Raw genomic sequence first — 22,196 nt, forward strand, 5'->3', positions numbered from 1 at the left:
TGGGTCGTAGTCACTCCGGGACGGAGGAAACAAGAGCCATGACAGCGACGGATCCCGCACTCACCGCCCTTGCCCAGGGCTGGTGCGCGCTCTCCCTGCTCCACGGGCGCATCGAGACCCACATCGAGCGCGCCCTCCAGGCCAAGCACGGCCTGAGCGTGCGCGAGTACTCCCTGCTCGACGTCCTGAGCCGCCAGCACGACGGCGAGGGCGGCCATCTGCAGATGAGGCAGGTCGCGGATGCCGTGGTGCTCAGCCAGAGCGCCACCACCCGGCTGGTCACCCGCCTGGAGGACCGCGGGCTGCTCTCGCGCTATCTGTGCCCCACCGACCGTCGCGGCATCTACACGGACGTGAGCGAGGCCGGGGCCACGCTTCTCGACGAGGCGCGCCCCACCAACGACGCGGCTCTGCGCGAGGCGCTCGACGAAGCGGCGCGCGATCCCGAACTCGCTCCGCTGGTCAGGGCCGTCGAAACGCTGCGTGTTCCCGCCTAGGCTGGGAAACCCTGCCTCTCCCCGCCTACGCTGCGGCCATGGGAGATCTTGAGATACGCCCGGCCGTCGCCGACGACCTGCCCGCCATCGTGGGCATGCTCGCCGACGACCCGCTGGGCGCCGCACGCGAGTCGCCGGACGACCTCACCCCGTACGTCACCGCGTTCCAGCGGCTGGCCGATGACCCGAACCAGCACCTGGTCGTCGCCGTACGCGAAGGGCGCGTGGTCGGTACCCTCCAGCTCACGATCGTTCCGGGGCTCTCCCGCAAGGGCGCCACGCGGTCGATCATCGAGGGCGTCCGGGTGCATGCCGACGAGCGCGGCAGTGGGCTCGGGACGCGCTTCATCGAGTGGGCCGTCGAGAAATCCCGCAGCCAGGGCTGCCAGTTGGTGCAGCTGACCTCCGACGCCACCCGTACCGACGCCCACCGTTTCTATGAACGGCTTGGGTTCACCGCTTCGCATCTGGGCTTCAAGCTCCAGCTCTGAGGCCGCACTTGACGGGCCGGTCGGCCGGGGCGACGACGAGCGAGAGGCGCTGTTTCACGTGAAACAGCCGAGAGGGGTTGTTTCACGTGAAACAGCCCCTCTCGCCTCCTCTCGTGCTTGTTTCACGTGAAACAAGCACCCTCCTCACCGGCTGCTAGAAGGCGCGCCACCCCTGCGGATCCACTCCGCCGGGGACCGGCGCTCCCTCGTCGTACGGCCGACGTGTGAAGACGAACGATCCCAGGTCGAGATGGCTCACCGAGCCGTCCGGACGCCGTACCGCCCGCAGCAGTTCTCCCGCGTAGTAACCATCGAGCCCTGTCCACGTGCCGTCGCCGTTGGCCCGGAACCGTGCCGATCGGCCCGCACCGGTCAGCGGGCCGAGTGTGACGCCACCGTCGGCCTGGAGCCGGAGCTCGAGCACCTGAGTGCCCCAGTACCAGGGCCCGGTCAACTCCAGGACCTTCTCGTCGACTTCAGTGAGCGGACGCCATGGCTCGGGGATACGCGGCTCGGCCTCCGTCACGATCTTCACCAGGTCCGCGGCCACGCCCGCGATCAGCGGCCCTGAGGTGCAGTTGGCGAGGGCGACCGCGGCCACCCCTTCGCGCTCGCTCACCCACAGACCGGCCAGGAAGCCCGGGAGGGAGCCCGTGTGCCCGGCCAGGCTCAGCCCCTCCCAGCGCAGCAGATCCATTCCGAGGCCGTACGTCCTGTCCCAGCTCTCCGCCTGCGAGGGCGCCGACGGCGTCCGCATCTCCCGTACGGACTCCGCCCCGAGGACCCGCTCATCACCCTTCATCAGGAAGCAGGCAAAGCGCGCCAGGTCCGCCGCCGTGGACCACAGCTGGCCCGCCGGGGCCATCAGCCCCAGGTCCTCCGCGGGCTCCGGCATCATCACGTCCGCCCAGGGATGCACGGCCCACCCGCCCGCGTACGGGGCCCGGGGCTGGGCGCTCGTGCGGCTCAACCCGAGCGGTTCCAGCACCTCGCGGCGCAGCACCTCCTCCCACGGGGCGCCCCGCAGCGACTCCACCAGCGCACCGAGCAACGTATAGCCGGGGTTGGAGTAGTGGAAGCGGCGGCCGACGGGGTGCTTGAAAGGTTCGTCACCGAGGACGTCGGCGAGTTCCGGACGGCTCGCCCCCGGGGTGCGCTCCCACCACTCGCCCGGCGTCTCGGCCGCCAACCCGCCGGTGTGCGCCAGGAGTTCGCCGATCGTGGCCTCTCCGGCGCCGGTCCCCGGCAGATGCTTCTCCAGCGGGTCCCCCAGGTCCAGCAGGCCCTCGTCCCGCAGCCGCATCACCAGGACGGCGGTGAAGGTCTTGGTGAGCGAGCCAATGCGGTACTGCACGTGCTCGTCCGGCGCGTGCCCGTCCACCATGCTGCGGCCGGCGCTCCACACCATTTCGCCGTCCCGGGCCACCGAGGCCACCAGCGAGGGCGCCCGCCCCTCCGCCTGGGCGGTGGCGACGCGGTGCAGCAGGGCTCGGCGGGTGGCGGGGAGCAATTCTTCATGGGTCGTCATGGGACCAGTTCACCTGGGAGGGGTCCGCACGTCGAGCGAATTGGGGTGCGGGTCAGCGCGTGGGTTGCGGCGCCCAGAGTCCGGCAGCCGTCCCGTCGTTCAGGTGCTGCTCGTAGGTGACGACCTTGCCGTGGATGACCTCCAGGCAGGCGTTCAGCTCGTCGAGTTTCGCGCGTACGTCACGCTCGTGCTCCTGGAGCAGGGCGAGGCGCTCCCGTTCGTTTCCCGGGCCGGAGCGGATGAGCGCGGCGAACTCCCTGATCGTGGCGATCGGCATGCCCGAGAGCCGCAGGCGCCCGCAGAGGATGAGCCAGTCCACATCCGTGCGCGCGTAGACGCGCCGGCCGCCGCTGGTGCGCGGGATCTCGCGCAGGAAGAGGCCCTCGCGCTCGAAGAACCGCAGCGCGTGCACGCTCAGGCCGGTCGCTTCGGCGACCCTCCCGATGGAGAGGCCGTCCACATCCGCGTCGGGCGAGCCGCCCGCATCCTCGCTCATGGCACGACCGTACCCACAGGCCGTACCGCAACCGAGCGCTTGATCTAGCCCGCGCTCTAGGTCCTAGCGTCACCCGCATGATCACGGAACAGCAGAAGCTCGGCACCGCGTTCGGCGCCCACAGCACCGCCGACGACGTCCTCACGGGCATCGATCTGGCGGGCACCACCGCCCTGGTGACGGGCGGCTACTCGGGGCTCGGCCTGGCGACGACCCGCGCTCTCGTCCGCGCCGGAGCCCACGTCGTCGTCCCCGCCCGCCGCCCCGACATCGCCGAGAAGGCCCTGCGCGACCTTCCGCGGACGGAGGTGCACGCCCTCGACCTGGCGGATCTGGACAGCGTCCGCGTCTTTTCGGAACGCCTGCTGGAGACGGGCCGCGCCCTGGACATCCTCATCAACGGCGCGGGCGTCATGGCCTGCCCGGAGACACGCGTCGGGCCCGGCTGGGAGGCGCACTTCGCCATCAACCACCTCGGGCACTTCGCCCTCACCCAGCGCCTCCGCCCGGCCTTCGTACCCGGCGGCGCCCGAGTGGTGACCGTCGCCTCCTCCGGGCATTTCCTCTCCGGCATGCGATGGGAGGACATCCACTTCAGGACCGGCTATGACCGGTGGCTGGCATACGCCCAGTCCAAGACCGCCAATTCCCTCTTCGCCCTGCACCTCGACCGCCTGGGCGCCGATCGCGGTCCGCGGGCCTTCGCCGTGCATCCGGGCAGCATCCTCACGCCCCTGCAACGCCATATCCCCCGTGAGCAGTGGCATGCCCAGGGCTGGGTGGCGGAGGACGGCACACCGGCCGCCGGCTTCAAAACGCCGGAGCAGGGCGCGGCGACGGCCGTCTGGGCGGCGACCTCGCCCCTGCTGGACGGCCACGGGGGCGCGTACTGCCAGGACTGCGACCTCGCCGAACCGGCCGCCACCGACGACATGCTCGTCGGCGGGGTGAAGCCATGGGTCAGGGACCCTGAGGCGGCGGCCAGGCTCTGGGACCTCTCCTGCGAACTCACCGGGCTCAGTGCCTTCTGAACCGCTGTAGGCATCTGAACCTCTGTAGGCGTCCTGCACCCCTGCCTGCGCTGTCACGGCGGCTACTTCGGGTCGCGGTTGAACTTCGAGGTCGACCAGAAGTAGCCGAGCACCGCGAGGCCCAGGCACCAGGCGACCGCCAGCCACCCGTTGTGGCCGATCTCGCCGCCGAGCAGCAGGCCCCGCAGGGTCTCGATGGCCGGGGTGAACGGCTGGTACTCGGCGACCGGCTGGAACCAGCCGGGCATGGAGTCGACCGGGGTGAAGGCGCTGGAGAGCAGCGGCAGCAGGATCAGCGGCATCGCGTTGTTGCTGGCAGCCTCGGCGTTCGGGCTGATCAGGCCCATGCCGACGGCGATCCAGGTGAGTGCCGTCGCGAAGAGCACGAGCAGCCCGAACGCCGCCAGCCACTCCAGGGCGGTCGCGTCCGTCGACCGGAAGCCGATGGCCACACCGACGGCACCCACGAGGACCACGCTGACGACCGCCTGGAACACGCTGCCGACGACGTGCCCGATGAACACCGAGGGGCGGTGGATCGCCATCGTACGGAAGCGGGCGATGATGCCTTCGGTCATGTCGTTGGAGACGGACACCGCGGTGCCGACGACGGTGCTGCCGATGGTCATCAGGAGCAGACCGGGAACGACGTACGCGATGTACGCGGAGCGGTCCGGGGTGCCGCCGCCGAGGCCCGAGCTCATCGCGTCGCCGAAGATGTAGACGAAGAGCAGCAGCAGCATGATCGGCGTGAGCAGCAGGTTCAGGGTGAGGGACGGATAGCGCCGCGCGTGCAGGAGGTTGCGGCGCAGCATCGTGGACGAGTCGCGGAAGGCGAGGGCGAGGGCGCTCATCGGACGGCCTCCTTGGCCTGGTGGGGGACGTCGGTGCCGCCGGTCAGGGCGAAGAACACGTCGTCGAGGTCGGGGGTGTGCACGGTCAGCTCGTCCGCCTCGACTCCGGCCGCGTCCAGCCAGTCGAGGAGGGAGCGCAGCTCGCGCTGGCTGCCGTCGCCGGGAATCCGCAGGGACAGTGCCTCGTCGTCCCGGGTGACCTCGCGCAGGGCGACGGCGGCGGCCTGGTACGCGACCGGGTCGGCGAACCTGAGCCGCACGTGCCCGCCCGGGATGAGCCGCTTCAGCTCGTCGGCGCTCCCCTCGGCGGCGATCTTGCCGCCGTTGAGCACGGCGATGCGGTCGGCGAGTTCGTCGGCCTCTTCCAGGTACTGGGTGGTGAGGAAGACGGTGACGCCGTCGGAGACCAGGCCGCGGATGATGCCCCACATGTTGTGGCGGGAGCGAGGGTCGAGGCCGGTGGTCGGCTCGTCGAGGAAGATGATCCGTGGAGCGCCGACCAGCGTCATGGCGATGTCCAGGCGGCGCTTCATGCCGCCGGAGTAGGTGGAGGCGGGCCTCTTCGCGGCCTCCACCAGGTCGAAGCGCTCAAGGAGTTCGGCGGTGACCCGTCGGCCTTCCCGCTTGGGCAGGTGGTGCAGGTCCGCCATGAGGAGCATGTTCTCCTCGCCGGTGATCAAACCGTCGACGGCGGAGAACTGGCCGGTGACGCCGATCGCGGCCCGCACGGCCTGGGGGTCGGTGGCCAGGTCGTGCCCGGCGACCCGCAGCTCGCCGGCGTCGGCGGTGACGAGGGTGGAGAGGATCTTGACGGCGGTGGTCTTCCCGGCGCCGTTCGGCCCGAGGAGGGAGAAGACCGTTCCTTCGGGGACGGCCAGATCGATGCCGTCGAGCACGGTCTTGTCGCCGTAGGACTTGCGCAGCCCGTTCGCCGCGATGGCCGGCTTGGTCATGGTGGGCGCTCCTCAGAGGCTGCGGGCGACGATGTCGCCGTAGGCGGTGGTCGCGTGGATGTGCAGGGCGGCGGCGGCGCCGTCGGTGTTCCTGAGCGAGTTGTGGATGCGGCCGTACGTGGTGCCGGCGTCCAGGGAGGCGGAGACGCCGTGGGCCGCGCCGACCGACACCTCGCCGGCGCCGGTGTGCAGGGTGACCGTGCCGCGCGTGGCCTCGGCGACCCGGATGTCGCCCTTCTGGACGCTGATCTCCGCGGGCCCGCCCAGGCGGCCGACCGAGACGTCACCGGCGAGGAGGGCGAGGCGGGCGCTCGCGGTCTCGTCGAGCTTGACCGAGCCGTGCGAGCCCTCGAAGGTGACGTCGCCGAGCCGTCCGACGCCCCTCAGTTCAGCGCTGGCGGCCTTCGCCTCGACCTGGGAACCGGCGGGCAGCTGGACGGTCACCTCGATGGAGCCGGAGCTGCCGAGGATCTGGTTCTTCGCGGAGGCCTCGATCCGCAGGACGCCGTCGCTGTATGCGACCGAGGTCTGCTCCGCGGCCTTCACGTCGCGAGTGTGGGAGGCGTTCGCGGGCCGGACCTCGACCGTGGTGTCGGCTCGGTCGGCGGCGATGAACTGGATGCGTCCGGCGGGGATGTCGATGAGGGCGGTGATCGGGGCGGGGGTGTCGAACTTCTGCATCATGCTCTCCTTGTCGCGCTGTTTCTGACTTCAGAAACGCTACGTTGCGTTCAAGGATCCGGCAACACTCTCGTTGCGCAAGCAGCACATTTATGCAGGTCAGAGCAGAGATATCGTTGCAATGATTTGGAATTCAACGCAACAAGCCCCATCCGTTCGTTGCATTGGACTAGGAGCGAACGCTACGTTGGAGCCATCACGGCACGGAGAACGAAGGAGATCGCGATGCCCGGAGGCAGACTCACCGAGCAGGAACGCCAGCAGATCGCTCTGGGGCTGGCCGACGGCCTCGCCTACGCGGAGATCGCCCGACGCCTCGAGAGGCCGACCTCGACGATCACGCGCGAGGTGATGCGCAACGGCGGCCCCACCGCCTACCGCGCCGATCTGGCCCACCGCGCCACCGAGCACCGCGCCCACCGGCGCAGGCAGACCACGCCCCGGAGGCCGCAGACGCCCCCGCAGGCCGACGGCCGCGACGCCGAGACCGTACGCGCGTACGAGGAGATGTTCACGACCCTCCTCATGCAGCAGGGCCTGCCCAAGATGATGTCCCGGGTGCTGACCTGCCTCTACACCACCGACGAGGGCAGCCTCACCGCGTCCGAACTCGTCCAGCGCCTCCAGGTCAGCCCGGCGTCCGTCTCCAAAGCGACCACGTTCCTCGAAGGCCAGGGACTCATCCGCCGGGAGCGCGACGAGCGCCGCCGCGAGCGCTACATCGTCGACAACGACGTCTGGTACCAGTCGATGGCCGCCGCCGCCCGGTCCCACGCCCAGTTCGCCGAGACCGCGCGGCAGGGCGTCAGCGTCCTCGGACCCGACTCCCCGGCCGCGGCCCGTCTCGAGAACATCGCCCGCTTCATCGACTTCGTCGGCGAGAGCATCGCCCGCGCCGCGGAGCAGGCCCGCGAAGTCCTCTACGCGAAACCCGAAACGACGTCGGACGACACCGCCGCGCCGGAACCCGATCAGGGCGGAGTCAGGAAGCCCGGGTGTGATGGTCCAGCAGGCGAGTGAGCAGGCCCACGAACTCATCGCGTTCGGCCGGATCCAGCGGCGCGAGCAGTTCCTCGTGGAGGTCGTCCAGGACGTGGTCGAGGAGACGCAGGTGGCGGCGGCCGCGGTCGGAGATCGTGATGATGTTGCGGCGCCGGTCGTCGGGGTCCGGCGCCCGCTCGACGAGGTCGCGCTCGGCCAGTTCGTTGAGCACGCCGACCATGTCGCTGCGGTAGATGCCGGAGCGCCTGCTCAGCTCCGCCTGGCTGCCCGGCCCGTACTCCTCCAGTGAGGCGAGCACGGCGTAGTGCCACTTGCGGGCGTCGGCGCGGGCCAGCCCTTCGTTGACCAGCCGGTCCGACCGCATGGTCAGCCGCGACAACAGCCGACTCGCCCGCCGACGCAGTCTGTCGGGCGTCCTGAGCGCGCCGTCATCGGGCATGTCCGCGGCTTCGGCACTGGTCATGGCGCCCATCTTATCCGTTGCGTTAGTGGGACTAACGATGTACGTTCGCTCGCGCCGAACGCCCGAACATCGTGGAAGGAAGCCCTTGCCCACCAAGACCTTGCTTATCCCCACCCCTGACGGCCAGGCCGACGCCTTCGCCGCGTTTCCGGGCGACGGTGAGGCGCACCCGGGGGTGCTGATGTACGCGGACGGCTTCGGCATCCGCCCGGTGCTGCGGGAGATGGCCCGCGAGCTGGCCGGACACGGGTACTACGTGCTCGTCCCCAACTTCTTCTACCGGCACGGCCCGGCACCCTTGATCGAACTTCCCGAGCACATCGGAGAAGAGGCCCGGCCCGCCGTCATGGCCCAGGTGATGCCCTTGATCGAGGCGCACACCGCCGAACGCGTCCTGCGCGACGCCGACGCCTACCTCGGTTTCCTCACCGCCCAGCCCGAGGTCGGCCCCGGGCCGGTCGCGGTGACCGGCTACTGCATAGGCGCCCTCTTCGCGACGCGCACCGCCGCGGCCCACCCCGACCAGGTGGCCGCCCTCGCCGGATTCCACGGGCCCGTGGGCGCCGCCGGGCCCGAGGCCTTCGCCAATCTCACCGCCCAGGTCCACTTCGGCCACGCCGAGACCGATCTGACGCCCGGAACCCTGAGCGAGCTGAACCAGGCCCTGGACGCGGCGGGTGTCGACCACACGTCCGAGATCTACCCCGGCACCGCTCACGGTTTCACCATGTCCGACACCGACGCCTTCAGCCCTTCGGGCATGCGGCGCCACTGGGACCGCCTGCTTCCCCTCCTCGACCGCGCCCTGACCTAACCCGAGCCTCCGGCTCGCTGTAGATCCTGGGCAGCTGAAGGTCACGAGCGGCGGCCGTGCGCTGTGGGGCAGATCTGGTCCTTGGCCGGGAGCCTGCCCGTGGTCAGGTAGACCGTGGTGGCCCTGTCCGCGCAGGAGTTGCTGCCGTTGACGATGTGCCCCTCTCCTGCCGCCGTTGTCCACCGTGGTCGCGGGCTCGCTGCCGGGCTTCAGCGCGGGCGCCAGCGGCTTCGTGCTCAAGCGGCTGCCGCTCGGGCAGATCGCGGAGGCGGTGCGAGTGGCGGCGGCGGGCGAGGCGATCCCCTTCCCCGCGGCGCTGCGCCGCATGGTCGCGGCGCGCCCGCTGGGCTCCGCCGAGGCGCTGCCGAAGGCGGCGCTGACGGGGCGGGAGGAAGAGGTGCTGCGCTCGATGGCCACGGGCCTGACCAAGCTCGGCGCGCAGAACCGCACCCACGCGGTGGTGATCGCGTACGAGTCCGGCCTGGTGGTGCCGGGCTTCACGGGCTGACGCGCGGGTCGGGTCGGCTCAGGTCTGTGCCATGTCCACGAAGCGCGAGTAGTGGCCCTGGAAGGCGACCGTGATCGTCGCCGTCGGGCCGTTACGGTGCTTGCCCACGATGATGTCCGCCTCGCCCGCGCGGGGCGACTCCTTCTCGTACGCGTCCTCGCGGTGCAGCAGGATCACCATGTCCGCGTCCTGCTCGATCGAGCCGGATTCACGCAGGTCGGAGACCATCGGCTTCTTGTCCGTGCGCTGCTCGGGGCCACGGTTCAACTGCGAGAGCGCGATCACCGGCAGCTCCAGCTCCTTGGCCAGGAGCTTCAGGTTTCGCGACATGTCCGAGACTTCCTGCTGACGGCTCTCGGCCCGCTTGGAACCGCCCGACTGCATCAGCTGCAGATAGTCGATGACGACGAGCTTCAGGTCGTTGCGCTGCTTGAGACGGCGGCACTTGGCGCGGATCTCCATCATCGACAGGTTCGGGGAGTCGTCGATGTAGAGCGGCGCGGCCGAGACGTCCGGCATGCGGCGGGCGAGCCGCGTCCAGTCCTCGTCCGTCATCGTGCCGGACCGCATGTGGTGCAGGGCCACCCGCGCCTCGGCGGAGAGCAGACGCATCGCGATCTCGTTGCGCCCCATTTCGAGCGAGAAGATCACGCTCGGCAGGTTGTGCTTGATCGAACAGGTCCGCGCGAAGTCCAGCGCCAGCGTCGACTTACCCATCGCGGGACGGGCCGCGATGATGATCATCTGGCCCGGGTGCAGGCCGTTGGTGAGCTGGTCGAGGTCGGTGAAGCCGGTCGGCACACCGGTCATCTCCCCCGACCGCGAGCCGATCGCCTCGATCTCGTCGAGGGCGCCCTCCATGATGTCGCCGAGCGGCAGATAGTCCTCGGTGGTGCGCTGCTCGGTGACCGCGTAGATCTCGGCCTGGGCGCTGTTGACGATCTCGTCGACGTCGCCGTCGGCCGCGTATCCCATCTGGGTGATGCGGGTGCCGGCCTCCACGAGGCGGCGCAGCACCGCGCGCTCGTGGACGATCTCCGCGTAGTACTCGGCGTTCGCCGCGGTCGGGACCGTCTGGACCAGCGTGTGCAGATACGATGCGCCGCCGACCTTGGTGATCTCACCCCGCTTGGTGAGTTCGGCCGCGACGGTGATCGGGTCGGCCGGCTCGCCCTTCGCGTACAGGTCGAGGATCGAGGCGTAGATCGTCTCGTGCGCGGGCCGGTAGAAGTCGTGGCCCTTGAGCACCTCGACGACATCGGCGATGGCGTCCTTGGAGAGCAGCATGCCGCCGAGCACGGACTGCTCGGCGTCGAGGTCCTGCGGAGGGACGCGCTCGAAGGACGAGCCCCCGCCGTCCCAGCCGCCCTCGCGTCCGCGCTCGTGCTGCTCGTCACGGCCCCGGCCTCCGTCGCGGCGCTGACGGGAGACGGGCAGACGGTCACTGGGACCGCTGTCGGCCCAGGGGTCGTCCAAAGGCTCGGAAATACTCACCGGGCCACCTCCTCCCGTCCGCCACGCGGACCTAGCCGTGCCCCTCTTTCCTACGGCACGACACTGACAAATAAGGGGGCCCAACTCCGGTTCTGACGCGTCGGTTTTGCTGGGTTTCCGAGGTCGTACGACGAGGCGGGCGCCGGACCACGGTAGGCCTGTGGGCACCGTCAGCCAATCTGGTTATCCACAGGCGGTGTGGATGACGGGCCCGATGCTGTGGAGAACCCCGCCAAACCTGTGCACGGGCCGGTGGACAGCCCTGTGAACAAGCCCTCAGACACCTCGCCCCATCGCCTCTGACCTGCATCTTTCCCATCCACCGGCTGTGCAGAAGAAAAACTTTCCCCAGCGGACCAAGATCACGACAAACGGCGCGCCACAGAGCGCCCGAGGGCGCCCGAAGTAAGGGTCACTAGAACATTGCATCTCTTACCTGTGGAAGATTAGATTGGTGCCCATGACACAGGCTTCCGCCGCGCCCAAGGCCGACCGGCGCAGACACGACCGAGAGATCATCGCGCTCGCCGTCCCGGCCTTCGGCGCACTGGTCGCCGAGCCCCTCTTCGTGATGGCCGACAGCGCCATCGTCGGCCACCTCGGCACCGCGCAACTGGCCGGTCTCGGTGTCGCCTCGGGTCTCCTCCTGACCGCGGTGAGCGTCTTCGTCTTCCTCGCCTACGCGACCACCGCCGCGGTCGCCCGCAGGGTGGGCGCCGACGATCTCCCCGCCGCCATCCGCCAGGGCATGGACGGCATCTGGCTCGCCCTGATCCTGGGGGCCGCCGTCATCGCCGTCGTCCTGCCCGCCGCGCCCGCGCTCGTGGGCCTCTTCGGCCCCTCGGACGCCGCCGCCGGGTACGCGGTCACGTATCTGCGGATCGCCTCGCTCGGCATCCCCGCCATGCTCGTCGTGCTCGCCGCCACCGGCGTACTGCGCGGCCTCCAGGACACCCGGACGCCGCTCTATGTCGCACTCGGCGGCTTCATCGCCAACGGCGTCCTCAATGTCGTTCTCGTCTACGGCGCCGGCTTCGGCATCGCGGGCTCCGCCTGGGGCACCGTCATCGCCCAGTGCGGCATGGCGGCGGTCTACCTCTTCGTCGTCGTACGCGGCGCCAGGCGGCACGGCGCCTCCCTGCGCCCCGACGCCGCCGGTATCCGGGCCTGCGCCCAGGCGGGAGCCCCGCTTCTGATCCGTACGCTCTCGCTGCGGGCCATCCTGATGATCGCGACCGCCGTGGCCGCACGCCTCGGCGACGCCGAGGTGGCCGCCCACCAGATCGTGCTCTCCCTGTGGAATTTGCTGTCCTTCGCACTGGACGCCATCGCCATCGCCGGGCAGGCGATCATCGCCCGCTACCTGGGCGCCGACGACGCGGAAGGCGCCCGTGCCGTCTGCCGCCGCATGGTGCAGTGGGGCATCGCGTCGGGAGTGGCGCTCGGCCTGCTGGTCGTCCTCGCGCGGCCCCTGTTCATCCCGCTCTTCACCGGCGACCCCGCCGTCCGGAACGCGGCCCTGCCCGCCCTCGTCGTCGTGGCGCTCGCCCAGCCGATCTGCGGCATCGTCTTCGTCCTCGACGGCGTCCTGATGGGCGCGGGCGACGGGCCGTACCTCGCCTGGGCGATGCTGATCACGCTGGCGGTGTTTGCCCCGGTCGCCCTGTTGGTACCGGCCCTGGGCGGCGGGCTGACCGCCGTGTGGGGTGCCATGACGTTGATGATGCTGGTGCGGATGCTGACCCTGTGGCTGCGCTCCCGCTCCGGCCGCTGGATCGTCACCGGAGCCACCCGCTGAACGTCGCCCCAGCGACCTCCCATTTAGGGTCGTCCAGGGTCACCGCTGTTTCACGTGAAACAACGGCGGCCACGGCAAAGGGGCCGCACCCATCGGGTGCGGCCCCTTCACTCAGTCCAGCCAAGCGGAACGCTTAGGCGGAGACGACCTCGACGTTGACCTTCGCGGCAACCTCGGGGTGCAGACGCACGGACGTCGTGTGAGCGCCCAGGGTCTTGATCGGCGAGCCCAGCTCGACGCGGCGCTTGTCGATCTTCGGGCCACCGGCAGCCTCGATCGCCGAAGCGACGTCAGCCGGGGTGACGGAACCGAAGAGACGACCGGCGTCGCCGGAGCGGACGGCCAGGCGGACCTTGACGCCCTCGAGCTGGGCCTTGATCTCGTTGGCCTGCTCGATCGTCGCGATCTCGTGGATCTTGCGAGCACGACGGATCTGCTCGACGTCCTTCTCGCCGCCCTTGGTCCAGCGGATCGCGAAGTTCCGCGGGATCAGGTAGTTGCGGGCGTAGCCGTCCTTGACGTCTACGACCTCGCCGGCGGCACCGAGGCCGGAGACCTCGTGGGTGAGGATGATCTTCATTAGTCGGTCACCCTTCCCTTATCGCGCGGTGGACGTGTAGGGCAGCAGCGCCATCTCACGGCTGTTCTTCACGGCCGTGGCGACGTCACGCTGGTGCTGCGTGCAGTTGCCGGTCACGCGGCGGGCACGGATCTTGCCGCGGTCGGAAATGAACTTCCGCAGCATGTTCGTGTCCTTGTAGTCCACGTACGTGACCTTGTCCTTGCAGAAAGCGCAGACCTTCTTCTTAGGCTTGCGCACAGGCGGCTTCGCCATGGTGTTTCTCCTGTGTGATCAAGAAGTGGGGGTACGACCCACCCTCGGCCCGTAGACCTCAGAGCCCGGAGGCTCTGAGCCCTGGGAGGCCTAGAAGGGGGGCTCGTCCGAGTAGCCGCCACCGGAGCCGCCGGAGCTTCCGCCCCAGCCGCCACCGCCACCGCCCTGCGGCTGACCGCCGCCGGCCGGAGCACCGGTCGCCCAGGGGTCGTCGGCGGGAGCGCCGCCGCCACCCTGCGGCTGACCGCCGCCGGAGCTTCCGCCCCAGCCGCCGCCACCCTGCTGGCCGCCGCCACCGCCGCCGCCGTAACCGCCCTGGCCGCCCCGACCGGTGGTCTTGGTGACCTTGGCCGTGGCGTTCTTCAGGCTGGCGCCGACTTCCTCGACGTCCAGCTCGTAGACCGTGCGCTTGACGCCCTCACGGTCCTCGTAGGACCGCTGCTTCAGCCGGCCCTGCACGATGACGCGCATGCCTCGCTGGAGCGACTCCGCGACGTTCTCCGCCGCCTGACGCCAGACCGAGCAGGTCAGGAACAGGCCTTCGCCGTCCTTCCACTCATTGGTCTGCTTGTCAAAGATGCGGGGGGTGGACGCGACACGGAACTTCGCGACCGCCGCACCGGAGGGGGTGAAGCGCAGCTCGGGGTCGTCGACAAGATTGCCGACGACCGTGATGACGGTCTCGCCTGCCATGGGGGAACCTCTCGGCGGGTTTGCTGCTGGCTGCTTGGTGCTGCTACTCGATTCCCGGGTGCCGCTGAGCTAGAAAGCTCAGTGCATCTCGGGACGGAGGACCTTGGTCCGGAGGACCGACTCGTTCAGGTTCATCTGTCGGTCGAGCTCCTTGACGACCGCAGGCTCGGCCTGCAGGTCGATGACCGAGTAGATGCCCTCGGGCTTCTTCTTGATCTCGTAGGACAGACGACGACGGCCCCAGGTGTCGACCTTCTCGACCTTTCCGTTGCCCTCACGGACGACGGAGAGGAAGTTCTCGATCAGCGGGGAGACAGCGCGCTCCTCGAGATCGGGGTCGAGGATGACCATCACTTCGTAGTGACGCATGTGGAACCCACCTCCTTTGGACTCAGCGGCCACGGTCGTTCCGTGGCAGGAGGGTCGTGATGCGTACGCAACGGTATCGGCAGCCACTGACAATCGGCTCCCGCTGGGCGGGGCGCTTGCCGTGGCCTGGGCAGACACCGGTGCAGACGGTACAGACTACCTGCACCGAGGCTTCCGGTTGAAATCCGGCGGCGGACGGGCAGAATCTGTACACATCGGGTGTGTACGGCGCTACCATGCGCCGCCTTCCGCAGGAGGTGCCTCCATGGCACAGGCAATGCGACCGAACAGCGCTACTTCCCTCCTCGCCACCGACGGCAAGTCCCATCCGCTCCAGGACACCCTGGTCGGCGTGACGCTGGTGCTCGGGGCGATCGCCTTCGTCACGGCGATGTTCCACAACCTGCATCTGCTCAGCTCGTGGACGGGCCTGGTCGGGATCGCCACCGGCGCGTACGGCCAGTTCATCTCGGCGACGACGCGCGAGCGCTTCGGCCTGATCCTCGGGCTCGGCGCCTCGGCGATCGGGTTCTTCCTGGGCATGGCGCACGGCGGACTCTTCGGCGGAATCGTCGGCTGACCGCCTCCCGGCACCCCGGCCCCGGGAGGGGGCCGGGGGCGTAGGTGACGTACGGCCAGACGGGGCGCTCGCAGGGCGCAGTAGGCTTCGGCGCGTGAGCCGGAGCCCCTGAACCCATGGGGACACACCAGCCCGAGGAGCGCCCCGAATGAGTCTGACCCTGAGGACCATCAGTCGCGAGCAGCATCTGGCGTATATCCAGACACTGCCGTCGGCGAGTCATTGCCAGGTCCCGGCATGGGCTGACGTGAAAAGCGAATGGCGCTCGGAGAACCTGGGCTGGTTCGACGACAGGACCGGTCAGCTGGTCGGCGCGGGCCTGGTGCTCTACCGGCAGCTGCCCAAGCTGAAGCGGTATCTCGCGTACCTCCCCGAGGGCCCGGTCATCAACTGGTACGCCCCGAACCTGGACGAGTGGCTCCAGCCGATGCTGGCCCACCTCAAGCAGCAGGGCGCCTTCTCGGTGAAGATGGGCCCGCCCGTCGTGATCCGCCGCTGGGACGCTCCGGCGATCAAGGCCGGCATCCAGAACCCGGACGTGAAGCGGCTGCGGGACGTGGAGGCCACGTACATCGAGCCGCGCGCCTTCGAGGTCTCCGACCGGCTGCGCCGGATGGGCTGGCAGCAGGGCGAGGACGGCGGCGCCGGCTTCGGCGACGTGCAGCCCCGCTTCGTCTTCCAGGTGCCGCTGGCCAACCGCTCCCTGGACGAGGTCCAGAAGGGCTTCAACCAGCTGTGGCGACGCAACATCAAGAAGGCCGAGAAGGCGGGCGTCGAGGTCGTCCAGGGCGGTTACCAGGACCTCGCCGAGTGGCAGCGCCTCTACGAGATCACGGCGATCCGCGACAAGTTCCGCCCGCGCCCGCTCGGCTACTTCCAGCAGATGTGGCAGGCCCTCAACTCCGAGGACCCCAACCGCATGCGGCTGTACTTCGCGCGGCACAACGGCGTGAACCTGTCGGCCGCCACGATGCTCGTCGTCGGCGGGCACGTCTGGTACTCCTACGGCGCCTCGGACAACATCGGGCGTGAGGTCCGGCCCTCGAACGCGATGCAGTGGCGCATGCTCCGCGACGCGTACGCCATGGGTGCCACGGTCTACGACCTGCGCGGCATCTCCGACTCACTGGACGAGACGGACCACCTGTTCGGTCTGATCCAGTTCAAGGTGGGTACAGGCGGCGAGGCCGCCGAGTACATCGGGGAGTGGGACTTCCCGCTCAACAAGCTGCTGCACAAGGCTCTCGACATCTACATGTCGCGCCGCTGATCCCGCACAATTCGTTTCATCACTCTGATACACCGCAGACACGAGAAAGGTTCCGGGATCCAGCCATGGCGCTCACGCTCTATGTCGACACCGCGCGCTGGCGGGCACATCACAAGCACGTGCTGGAGCAGTTCCCGGGCATCGTCCCGGTCTGCAAGGGCAACGGCTACGGCTTCGGTCACGAGCGCCTGGCCGAGGAAGCCACGCGCTTCGGCTCCGACATCCTCGCCGTGGGCACCACCTACGAGGCGGCCCGGATCAAGGACTGGTTCGGCGGCGATCTGCTGGTCCTGACGCCGTTCCGGCGGGGCGAGGAGCCGGTGCCGCTGCCGGACCGCGTCGTCCGCTCCGTGTCGTCCCTGGACGGCGTGCACGGCCTCGTGGGGGCCCGCGTGGTCATCGAGGTCATGTCCTCGATGAAGCGCCACGGCATCAGCGAGCAGGAGCTTCCGCAGCTGCACGCCGCCATCGAGGACGTACGGCTCGAAGGCTTCGCGCTCCACCTGCCGCTTGACCGCACCGACGGCTCGGACGCCGTCGAGGAGGTCATCGGCTGGATGGACCGCCTGCGCGCGGCCCGCCTCCCGCTGCACACGATGTTCGTCAGCCACCTCAAGGCCCACGAACTCGCCCGGCTCCAGCAGCAGTTCCCGCAGACCCGCTTCCGGGCGCGCATCGGAACGAACCTCTGGCTCGGCGACCACGAGGCCACCGAGTACCGCGGTGCCGTCCTGGACGTCACCGCCGTCGCCAAGGGCGACCGCTTCGGCTACCGCCAGCAGAAGGTCGCGTCCGACGGCTGGCTGGTCGTGGTCGCGGGCGGCACCTCACACGGCGTCGGCCTGGAGGCCCCGAAGGCGCTGCACGGCATGATGCCGCGTGCCAAGGGCGTCGCCCGCGCGGGCCTCGCGACCGTCAACCGCAACCTCTCGCCGTTCGTGTGGGCGGGCAAGCAGCGCTGGTTCGCGGAGCCGCCGCACATGCAGGTCTCCATCCTCTTCGTGCCCTCCGACGCACCGGAGCCGAAGGTCGGCGAGGAACTGGTCGCCCACCTGCGGCACACCACCACGCAGTTCGACCGGATGGTGGACCGCTAGCCACAGCCCGAGCGGCTCCCCTCAGGCCCTTCGGCCGTGAGCGGAGCCGCCGGGGGCCCTGTTCGCTCAGGGCGAAACCCTCTCGGCGGCCGCCCCCCACTTCACGACCGGCCCCTCGGCGGAGTGCGCCACGGCCCGTCCTGAATGCGCCCCGGCCCCCAGGACGAAGACGTCCTGCGCCCCGTCCAGGACACCGCCCGAAGGATCGTCGTCCCCGCCCCGTCGCACGACATCCCGCTCCGGCATCAGGATGTCGCGTACGACCACGGCGCACAGATACAGCGTCCCCAACAGGTGCACGACGATGGCCACTTGATAGCCCTCGGTGGGCAGTCCCTTATGGGCGTCGCCGCTCGTCGTGTACGCCAGGTACATCCAGATCCCGAGGAAGTACGCGACCTCGCACATCTGCCAGATCAGGAAGTCCCGCCAGCGCGGCCTCGCGAGCGCGGCGAGGGGAATCAGCCACAGGACGTACTGCGGCGAGTAGACCTTGTTGGTGAGGATGAAGGCGGCGACCACCAGGAAGGCCAGCTGCGCGAAGCGCGGGCGGCGCGGCGCGATGAGCCCGAGCGCTCCTATGCCCAGGCAGAGGAGGAAGAGCAGCGCCATCGCGAGGGTGTTGACGGTGTCGGTGCTCAGGGGGGAGTCCATGCGCTGGTTGAGGATCAGCCAGAAGGACCCGAAGTCGACGCCGCGTTCCTTGCTGAAGGAGTAGAACTTCGACCAGCCGTCACGGGCGAACAGGATCACCGGAAGGTTGACGGCGAGCCAGGTGGCCGCCGTGCCGAGCAGGCCGATCCCGAACTCCCGCCCCCGGCCCGCCCGCCAGCACAGGATCAGCAGCGGGCCCAGCAGGAGCACGGGATAGAGCTTGGCGGCCGTCGCGAGGCCCAGGAGGACGCCGAAGGCGAGGACACGCGCACGGGACCACATCAGCATCGCGGCGGCCGTCAGGGCGACGGCGAGCAGGTCCCAGTTGATGGTGGCCGTCAGCGCGAAGGCCGGGGCGAGGGCGACGAGCAGCGCGTCCCAGGGACGGCGCCGGTGTGTGCGGGTGACACAGACGGCGACGACCGCCGTGCAGGCCATCAGTATCCCCGCGTTGACCATCCAGTAGATCTTCTCCTGGTGCTGGATGGATCCGCTGCCCGGTGTCACCCAGGAGGCCATCTCCATGAACATCCCGGTAAGGACCGGGTATTCGAGGTACTCCATGTCGCCGGGCAGCTTGTCGAAGTACGGCACGAGGCCGTCGGCGAAGCCGCGTCCGTCGTAGAGGTGCGGGATGTCGGAGTAGCACGCGTGCGTGTACTGCGAACTCGCGCCGACGAACCAGGCGCCGTTGTAGCACGGCATCTTCTGGACCATTCCGAGCGCGAACATTCCGAGGGCGACGAGCGCGATGACGCGTACGGGGGACCACCAGGTGGCAGTGGCCATCGCTCTGCGGCCGAGCGGGCCGCCGAACAGTTCGCTGCCGGCCCGGGCGACCTCGTCCTCCTTCGTCGGCCGCACCGCGGGCGGTTCCTGCGGGGTCACGGGCTCGTGCACGCGCGTGCTCGGCGTCTCTGCGCCGGGGGCGGCGCTGCGGTCTGCACTGGGCATGCCCGCCATCCTGCCGTACGCGACTGAGAACACGGAGAGGGCCGCCACACCGGTCGGTGTGGCGGCCCTCGTTTCACGTGAAACATCCGGTCGGCTCAGCCCGTCGGGCCGCCGAAGATCCCTCCGCCGTTCTGGTTCCCGTTGCTGTTGCCGGGCGGGTCAGCCGTGGGAGGCGGTGATTCCCCGCCCGGACCACCGTCGGCGCCCCCGTCCTCGGAACCGCCGTTGGCGCCACCGTCGGCGTTGTTGCACTCCCAGTCCCACTGGGAGCAGGACTCCTCGGGCTCGGGTGACTGCGTCGTGGGAGGCTTCGTCGTCTCCGTCTCCGTGGGTGTCGGCGACGACGGCTCGTCCTCCGGCTCCTCGGTCACCGTCGGGCTCGGCGCCGGAGGCGGCGTCTCACCGACGACCCTGCCGATCGGGTCCGGCACGGGGAAGGCCATCACGCGCTCGCCCCGGAGCGCCTTCGACATGTAGTCCTGCCAGATCTTCGCCGGGAACGAGGCGCCGTGGATCTTCTCCTCGCCGCCCGTGCCGAACATCTCCAGGAACTCGCGCTTCTTGTTGGCCTCGTTGTCGTCGAGCCGGTACATGCTGATGGCCGTCGACAGCTGCGGGGTGTAGCCGACGAACCAGGCGGACTTGTTGCCGTCGGTCGTACCCGTCTTGCCCGCGACCGGACGGCTGCCCAGCTGGGCCGAGGTGCCGGTGCCCTTATCGACGACGGTCCGCAGCACGTCGGTGACGTTGTCGGCGACCGCCGACGAGAACGCCCGCTTGGTCTTCTTCGGATGCGTGTAGACCGAGTCGCCCTCGTGCACGACCTCGGTGACCGAGTACGGATCGTTCTGCTTGCCGCTGGCGGCGAACGTGGAGTACGCCCCGGCCATCCGGATCGCGCTCGGCGAGGAGGTGCCGAGCGAGAAGGACGGGTAGTTGGAACTGGCCATGGAGTTGTCGTCCTTGAGACCGGCGAGCATCGCCGCCTCCTTCACCTTGCTCAGGCCGACGTCCATGCCGAGCTGCACATAGGCCGAGTTGACCGACTCCCTCATCGCCTCACGAAGGTCGATCTGGTAGGTCGGCGGGTTGTAGGACTGGTCCCCGTCGTTCTTCTGGTTCCACTGCTTGCCGTCGCGGTCGGTCCAGACCGTCCCGTTGTAATTCTTGATCTTGAGTTCGTTCTTGCCGCTGTACAGGCTCTTCGGGTTGACGACCGTGCGCTGGGCCTCGCTCTGGATCTCCGGCCCGCCGGGATCGCGCACGCCGTACTTGAAGGCGGCGGCCAGCACGAACGGCTTGTACGTCGAACCCACCTGGGCGCCGGTCTGGTCGGCGTTGTTGGTGAAGTGCTTCGTCGCGTCGACACCGCCGTAGATCGCCCTGATCGCGCCGTCCTTGGGATCCACCGACGCCCCGCCGAACTGGACGTGCGTGTCCTTCTCGGGGCGCAGCTTCGGGTTGATCTTGTCCTTGCGGACCTTGTTCACGGCCTTCTCGAGCTCGTCGACCTTCTTCCTCTGGAAGGTCGTGTGGATCTCGTAGCCGCCCTGCTGAAGCTGCTCGGCGGTGATGTCCGTGTTGCGGATGACGTACGCCTTCGCCAGGTCCACGAGGTAACCGGTCTGACCGGCCAGCTGGGTGTTGGATCGCGGGTTCTCCAGCTTCGGGAAGTCCCGGTACTTGTTCCGGTCCTCGGCGGTGAGGCGGCCGTCCTTGACCTCCTCGTCGAGGATCCACTTCCACCGCTTCTGGGCACGCGCGGTGTTGTCCTTGGCGTTGGCCGCGGGGTCGATCTCGGGGTAACCGGCCGGGTCGTAGTACGTGGCGCCCTTGAGCACCGTCGCGAGGAGCGCGCACTCGCTCGGGTCCAGCTCCCTGGCTTCCTTGTCGAAGTACGCGCGCGCGGCCGCCTGGATGCCGTAGGCGCCGCGACCGTAGTAAGCGGTGTTGAGGTAGCCGGCCATGACCTTTTCCTTGGGTTCGGTCCGGCCGACCTTTATGGAGATGAAGAGCTCTTTGAACTTCCGGCTGAACGTCTGGGACTGGTCGCCCAGGCGCGCGTTCTTCACGTACTGCTGGGTGATCGTGGAGCCACCCTGGGTCTGCCCGCCCTTGGCCATGTTGACCACGGCACGCGCGATGCCCATCGGGTCGACGCCCTTGTCGTCCTCGAACGTCTTGTTCTCCGCCGACATGACGGCGAAGCGCATCTCCTTGGGGATGTCGTCGTAGTCGATGATCTGGCGGTTGCGCTCACCGCCGGTGGCGACCATCTGCTTGCCGTCGGCCCAGTAGTAGACGTTGTTCTGGGCAACGGCCGCCTTGTTGACGTCCGGCACCTCCACGAGCGCGTACGCGATGCCGGCGACCGCCATCAGACTGCCCACGAAGCCGAGGAAGAGGCCGCTGACCAGGCGCCACGACGGAATCCAGCGCCGCGCCCCACGCCTGCCCGCGCGCGGGTAGTCGATGAACCGCTTCTTTCCGGACGGCTCGGGGCCACGGCCCCTGCCGCGCCCGGCACCGCCCGAGCCCCCGGAACCGCCCCCGCCACGACGCCCACCACCACCGGCGCGCCCGCCGCCGGCGGCCTCGGCACCTCTGCGGCGACCGGCGCCCGCGCCGACCGAACCGCTGCGCTGCGCGGCGCGACGGGCCTCGGCCCGGCCGCCGTAGGGCCGGCCCTCCTCGTCCGGGGCACCGGATCCCTGCGCCCCATAGGAGGTCCCATGGGAGGGCCCATAAGAGGAAGAGGACGGTTCAGTGGCATCTCGCGGCGCCGCACGGCGGCCCGACGGCGCCCCTGGGGCGCCACGCCTGGCCGCGGCGCGTCCGCCGCCCTGCGGCTGCGGCGGTTTGCGACGGTGCTCGCTCATCGAACGATTACTCCTCGGGCAGGCGCAGCTGTCCGCGCCTGGAAACGGCGGCTGGGTTCCGGTCCCCCCGACGTACGGATGCGCCCGTCCCGGCGCTCACCCGCACTACACCGGGGACGACGACGCGCCCCGGCGTCACTTGGTTCCCGGTGGCATGCATGGCGCACAGACTACGCACCGTCAAAACCCTCGTAGAGCCGAAGTTCACCCCAAATCAGGCAACTCACTTCCTACGAATCGGTGATGTGACGCCGT

23 protein-coding genes and 1 pseudogene are annotated in these 22,196 nt (G+C 69.4%); 10 read left to right on the plus strand and 14 right to left on the minus strand.

Annotated elements, in window-relative coordinates:
- Positions 1 to 38 precede the first annotated feature (38 nt).
- Positions 39 to 497 carry a MarR family transcriptional regulator gene (locus DMA15_RS18490; RefSeq protein ID WP_125513915.1) on the plus strand — a complete coding sequence of 153 codons (459 nt, stop codon included), beginning with the start codon at positions 39 to 41 and terminating at the stop codon, positions 495 to 497.
- A 38-nt stretch (positions 498 to 535) separates the two neighbouring features.
- Positions 536 to 988, plus strand: a complete 453-nt coding sequence (locus DMA15_RS18495; RefSeq protein WP_125513916.1) for a GNAT family N-acetyltransferase — start codon at positions 536 to 538, stop codon at positions 986 to 988.
- Positions 989 to 1,142: 154 nt separating this feature from the next.
- On the opposite strand, the gene DMA15_RS18500 is transcribed toward DMA15_RS18495, so the two are convergent.
- Both DMA15_RS18500 and DMA15_RS18505 read right to left on the minus strand, forming a co-directional pair.
- On the minus strand, positions 1,143 to 2,516 hold the full coding sequence (locus DMA15_RS18500) for a serine hydrolase domain-containing protein (RefSeq protein ID WP_125513917.1): 1,374 nt from the start codon (positions 2,514 to 2,516) through the stop codon (positions 1,143 to 1,145).
- A 52-nt stretch (positions 2,517 to 2,568) separates the two neighbouring features.
- Positions 2,569 to 3,012: a MerR family transcriptional regulator gene (locus DMA15_RS18505; protein ID WP_125513918.1), complete on the minus strand. Its 444-nt coding sequence runs from the start codon at positions 3,010 to 3,012 to the stop codon at positions 2,569 to 2,571.
- A 77-nt stretch (positions 3,013 to 3,089) separates the two neighbouring features.
- Here DMA15_RS18505 and DMA15_RS18510 point away from each other — a divergent pair, with 77 nt between their 5' ends.
- Complete coding sequence (locus tag DMA15_RS18510) at positions 3,090 to 4,043, plus strand: SDR family NAD(P)-dependent oxidoreductase (RefSeq protein ID WP_125513919.1); 954 nt, start codon at positions 3,090 to 3,092, stop codon at positions 4,041 to 4,043.
- Between the two features lie 62 nt (positions 4,044 to 4,105).
- Here DMA15_RS18510 and DMA15_RS18515 read toward each other — a convergent pair whose 3' ends face one another.
- Genes DMA15_RS18515 through DMA15_RS18525 form a run of 3 tightly spaced genes read right to left on the minus strand, consistent with a single transcriptional unit; the run spans position 4,106 to position 6,531 of the window.
- On the minus strand, positions 4,106 to 4,897 hold the full coding sequence (locus tag DMA15_RS18515) for an ABC transporter permease (RefSeq protein WP_125513920.1): 792 nt from the start codon (positions 4,895 to 4,897) through the stop codon (positions 4,106 to 4,108).
- On the minus strand, positions 4,894 to 5,850 hold the full coding sequence (locus DMA15_RS18520; RefSeq protein ID WP_125513921.1) for an ATP-binding cassette domain-containing protein: 957 nt from the start codon (positions 5,848 to 5,850) through the stop codon (positions 4,894 to 4,896). Before DMA15_RS18520 ends, DMA15_RS18515 begins: the two co-directional genes overlap by 4 nt.
- 12 nt (positions 5,851 to 5,862) lie before the next feature.
- Entirely contained in the window at positions 5,863 to 6,531 is a 669-nt protein-coding gene (locus DMA15_RS18525) for a DUF4097 family beta strand repeat-containing protein (protein ID WP_125517864.1), read from the minus strand.
- Positions 6,532 to 6,756: 225 nt separating this feature from the next.
- On the opposite strand from DMA15_RS18525, the gene DMA15_RS18530 reads away from it, so the two are divergent.
- On the plus strand, positions 6,757 to 7,551 hold the full coding sequence (locus DMA15_RS18530; protein ID WP_125513922.1) for a helix-turn-helix domain-containing protein: 795 nt from the start codon (positions 6,757 to 6,759) through the stop codon (positions 7,549 to 7,551).
- Here DMA15_RS18530 and DMA15_RS18535 read toward each other — a convergent pair.
- Positions 7,514 to 7,996, minus strand: coding sequence for a MarR family transcriptional regulator (locus DMA15_RS18535; protein WP_125513923.1), 483 nt, complete (start codon positions 7,994 to 7,996; stop codon positions 7,514 to 7,516). The two genes, DMA15_RS18530 and DMA15_RS18535, sit on opposite strands and share 38 nt — an antisense overlap.
- Before the next feature lie 85 nt (positions 7,997 to 8,081).
- Here DMA15_RS18535 and DMA15_RS18540 point away from each other — a divergent pair, with 85 nt between their 5' ends.
- Positions 8,082 to 8,810, plus strand: a complete 729-nt coding sequence (locus DMA15_RS18540; RefSeq protein WP_164551785.1) for a dienelactone hydrolase family protein — start codon at positions 8,082 to 8,084, stop codon at positions 8,808 to 8,810.
- A 41-nt stretch (positions 8,811 to 8,851) separates the two neighbouring features.
- On the opposite strand, the gene DMA15_RS18545 is transcribed toward DMA15_RS18540, so the two are convergent.
- Positions 8,852 to 8,965: an alpha/beta hydrolase gene (locus tag DMA15_RS18545; RefSeq protein ID WP_125517865.1), complete on the minus strand. Its 114-nt coding sequence runs from the start codon at positions 8,963 to 8,965 to the stop codon at positions 8,852 to 8,854.
- Between the two features lie 56 nt (positions 8,966 to 9,021).
- Between DMA15_RS18545 and DMA15_RS18550 the strand changes: the two are divergent.
- A pseudogene (locus DMA15_RS18550) lies at positions 9,022 to 9,318 on the plus strand (DNA-binding response regulator); the annotation flags it as partial.
- Between the two features lie 18 nt (positions 9,319 to 9,336).
- Here DMA15_RS18550 and dnaB read toward each other — a convergent pair.
- Complete coding sequence (dnaB, locus tag DMA15_RS18555) at positions 9,337 to 10,812, minus strand: replicative DNA helicase (protein WP_125513925.1); 1,476 nt, start codon at positions 10,810 to 10,812, stop codon at positions 9,337 to 9,339.
- Between the two features lie 460 nt (positions 10,813 to 11,272).
- Here dnaB and DMA15_RS18560 point away from each other — a divergent pair, with 460 nt between their 5' ends.
- Positions 11,273 to 12,610 carry an MATE family efflux transporter gene (locus tag DMA15_RS18560; RefSeq protein ID WP_125513926.1) on the plus strand — a complete coding sequence of 446 codons (1,338 nt, stop codon included), beginning with the start codon at positions 11,273 to 11,275 and terminating at the stop codon, positions 12,608 to 12,610.
- Positions 12,611 to 12,743: 133 nt separating this feature from the next.
- Here DMA15_RS18560 and rplI read toward each other — a convergent pair whose 3' ends face one another.
- From rplI to rpsF, 4 genes are all read right to left on the minus strand, one after another.
- A complete protein-coding gene (rplI, locus tag DMA15_RS18565; RefSeq protein ID WP_125513927.1) occupies positions 12,744 to 13,190 on the minus strand; it encodes a 50S ribosomal protein L9 in 447 nt (148 codons plus the stop codon).
- 18 nt (positions 13,191 to 13,208) lie between these two features.
- Positions 13,209 to 13,445: a 30S ribosomal protein S18 gene (gene rpsR / locus DMA15_RS18570; RefSeq protein WP_003949403.1), complete on the minus strand. Its 237-nt coding sequence runs from the start codon at positions 13,443 to 13,445 to the stop codon at positions 13,209 to 13,211.
- Between the two features lie 90 nt (positions 13,446 to 13,535).
- Positions 13,536 to 14,138 carry a single-stranded DNA-binding protein gene (locus DMA15_RS18575; protein WP_125513928.1) on the minus strand — a complete coding sequence of 201 codons (603 nt, stop codon included), beginning with the start codon at positions 14,136 to 14,138 and terminating at the stop codon, positions 13,536 to 13,538.
- Positions 14,139 to 14,216: 78 nt separating this feature from the next.
- Entirely contained in the window at positions 14,217 to 14,507 is a 291-nt protein-coding gene (gene rpsF, locus DMA15_RS18580) for a 30S ribosomal protein S6 (protein ID WP_016644628.1), read from the minus strand.
- A 265-nt stretch (positions 14,508 to 14,772) separates the two neighbouring features.
- Here rpsF and DMA15_RS18585 point away from each other — a divergent pair, with 265 nt between their 5' ends.
- The 3 genes from DMA15_RS18585 to DMA15_RS18595 all read left to right on the plus strand — a co-directional run bounded on the left by DMA15_RS18585 (position 14,773) and on the right by DMA15_RS18595 (position 17,454).
- Positions 14,773 to 15,087, plus strand: a complete 315-nt coding sequence (locus DMA15_RS18585; protein WP_125513929.1) for a hypothetical protein — start codon at positions 14,773 to 14,775, stop codon at positions 15,085 to 15,087.
- A 148-nt stretch (positions 15,088 to 15,235) separates the two neighbouring features.
- Positions 15,236 to 16,357, plus strand: coding sequence for a peptidoglycan bridge formation glycyltransferase FemA/FemB family protein (locus tag DMA15_RS18590; RefSeq protein WP_125513930.1), 1,122 nt, complete (start codon positions 15,236 to 15,238; stop codon positions 16,355 to 16,357).
- Positions 16,358 to 16,422: 65 nt separating this feature from the next.
- Positions 16,423 to 17,454, plus strand: a complete 1,032-nt coding sequence (locus tag DMA15_RS18595; RefSeq protein WP_055533048.1) for an alanine racemase — start codon at positions 16,423 to 16,425, stop codon at positions 17,452 to 17,454.
- Between the two features lie 66 nt (positions 17,455 to 17,520).
- Here DMA15_RS18595 and DMA15_RS18600 read toward each other — a convergent pair whose 3' ends face one another.
- Positions 17,521 to 19,062: a glycosyltransferase 87 family protein gene (locus DMA15_RS18600; RefSeq protein ID WP_125513931.1), complete on the minus strand. Its 1,542-nt coding sequence runs from the start codon at positions 19,060 to 19,062 to the stop codon at positions 17,521 to 17,523.
- 95 nt (positions 19,063 to 19,157) lie between these two features.
- Positions 19,158 to 21,941, minus strand: a complete 2,784-nt coding sequence (locus DMA15_RS18605; RefSeq protein WP_125513932.1) for a transglycosylase domain-containing protein — start codon at positions 21,939 to 21,941, stop codon at positions 19,158 to 19,160.
- Between the last annotated feature and the right edge of the window lie 255 nt (positions 21,942 to 22,196).

This window comes from Streptomyces sp. WAC 01529 (assembly GCF_003945545.1).
Lineage (GTDB): Bacteria > Actinomycetota > Actinomycetes > Streptomycetales > Streptomycetaceae > Streptomyces > Streptomyces anatolicus.

What these genes read in the sequence shown, in the direction of transcription:
- DMA15_RS18585 (WP_125513929.1), top strand. Translation starts at nt 14,773, where the DNA reads ATGGCACAGGCAATGCGACCGAACAGCGCTACTTCCCTCCTCGCCACC.
- DMA15_RS18560 (WP_125513926.1), top strand. Translation starts at nt 11,273, where the DNA reads ATGACACAGGCTTCCGCCGCGCCCAAGGCCGACCGGCGCAGACACGAC.
- DMA15_RS18600 (WP_125513931.1), bottom strand. Translation starts at nt 19,062, where the DNA reads ATGCCCAGTGCAGACCGCAGCGCCGCCCCCGGCGCAGAGACGCCGAGC.
- DMA15_RS18575 (WP_125513928.1), bottom strand. Translation starts at nt 14,138, where the DNA reads ATGGCAGGCGAGACCGTCATCACGGTCGTCGGCAATCTTGTCGACGAC.
- DMA15_RS18490 (WP_125513915.1), top strand. Translation starts at nt 39, where the DNA reads ATGACAGCGACGGATCCCGCACTCACCGCCCTTGCCCAGGGCTGGTGC.
- DMA15_RS18605 (WP_125513932.1), bottom strand. Translation starts at nt 21,941, where the DNA reads ATGAGCGAGCACCGTCGCAAACCGCCGCAGCCGCAGGGCGGCGGACGC.
- DMA15_RS18505 (WP_125513918.1), bottom strand. Translation starts at nt 3,012, where the DNA reads ATGAGCGAGGATGCGGGCGGCTCGCCCGACGCGGATGTGGACGGCCTC.
- rpsR (WP_003949403.1), bottom strand. Translation starts at nt 13,445, where the DNA reads ATGGCGAAGCCGCCTGTGCGCAAGCCTAAGAAGAAGGTCTGCGCTTTC.
- DMA15_RS18590 (WP_125513930.1), top strand. Translation starts at nt 15,236, where the DNA reads ATGAGTCTGACCCTGAGGACCATCAGTCGCGAGCAGCATCTGGCGTAT.
- rpsF (WP_016644628.1), bottom strand. Translation starts at nt 14,507, where the DNA reads ATGCGTCACTACGAAGTGATGGTCATCCTCGACCCCGATCTCGAGGAG.
- DMA15_RS18525 (WP_125517864.1), bottom strand. Translation starts at nt 6,531, where the DNA reads ATGCAGAAGTTCGACACCCCCGCCCCGATCACCGCCCTCATCGACATC.
- DMA15_RS18520 (WP_125513921.1), bottom strand. Translation starts at nt 5,850, where the DNA reads ATGACCAAGCCGGCCATCGCGGCGAACGGGCTGCGCAAGTCCTACGGC.
- DMA15_RS18500 (WP_125513917.1), bottom strand. Translation starts at nt 2,516, where the DNA reads ATGACGACCCATGAAGAATTGCTCCCCGCCACCCGCCGAGCCCTGCTG.
- DMA15_RS18530 (WP_125513922.1), top strand. Translation starts at nt 6,757, where the DNA reads ATGCCCGGAGGCAGACTCACCGAGCAGGAACGCCAGCAGATCGCTCTG.
- DMA15_RS18510 (WP_125513919.1), top strand. Translation starts at nt 3,090, where the DNA reads ATGATCACGGAACAGCAGAAGCTCGGCACCGCGTTCGGCGCCCACAGC.
- DMA15_RS18495 (WP_125513916.1), top strand. Translation starts at nt 536, where the DNA reads ATGGGAGATCTTGAGATACGCCCGGCCGTCGCCGACGACCTGCCCGCC.
- DMA15_RS18535 (WP_125513923.1), bottom strand. Translation starts at nt 7,996, where the DNA reads ATGACCAGTGCCGAAGCCGCGGACATGCCCGATGACGGCGCGCTCAGG.
- rplI (WP_125513927.1), bottom strand. Translation starts at nt 13,190, where the DNA reads ATGAAGATCATCCTCACCCACGAGGTCTCCGGCCTCGGTGCCGCCGGC.
- DMA15_RS18515 (WP_125513920.1), bottom strand. Translation starts at nt 4,897, where the DNA reads ATGAGCGCCCTCGCCCTCGCCTTCCGCGACTCGTCCACGATGCTGCGC.
- DMA15_RS18595 (WP_055533048.1), top strand. Translation starts at nt 16,423, where the DNA reads ATGGCGCTCACGCTCTATGTCGACACCGCGCGCTGGCGGGCACATCAC.